Annotated in this window: 1 protein-coding gene; it reads right to left on the reverse strand. The window is 45.3% G+C overall.

From position 1 onward, the window contains the following. Positions 1-580: hypothetical protein (locus HLA93_RS20490; RefSeq protein ID WP_222196284.1), on the reverse strand; the 580-nt coding region annotated here is incomplete at both ends.

Consider the following 580-nt stretch of genomic DNA (forward strand, 5'->3'; position numbering starts at 1 on the left):
TAATGGCATCTAAGAGGGGTAGGTTGATGTGAACTTGCTTAAACACCTCTAACATCTCACTCAAAGACGCGCCTTTCTTTTTCCCTCTCACTGGCGCGACTAACGCCGATGGAAACGGAGCCTTAGGCACATAGGATGCCACTGGATCATCAGAATTAGAGGGAAAGTTATCCCTCTTAGGCTCACTCACTATATTCTTCCCTTTCTCATTCTCACTCTTTTTCTTTTCATTCACTTTTTCAGACAAAGACGCTCTAGACACACCCTCATCCTCAATCACTTTATCCCCAACCCTATTGTCGACAACCTTACCATTCCTCAAGGTGGTGACAGCTTTTACATCATCAAAAAATTGAGAGTCCTGTGAAGACGAACTCTCAGCCAAATGCACTCCCCTAGGGTTATTAATGGGTTGACTCGGAAGTCTTCCCTCCTCTCGACGGCTCAGAGTCGCCGCGATCTGCCCTACTTGGGTCTCTAGTTTTGCAATGGCTTGCGAATGAGTGCTCAAAAGTTGGCTATTAGCCTCTATGTGTTTGCTATTAGCCTCTATATTTTTCAAAGCCTTAAGGACTTGCTC

It is taken from the genome of Modestobacter italicus (assembly GCF_019799965.1).
GTDB lineage: Bacteria > Actinomycetota > Actinomycetes > Mycobacteriales > Geodermatophilaceae > Modestobacter > Modestobacter italicus_A.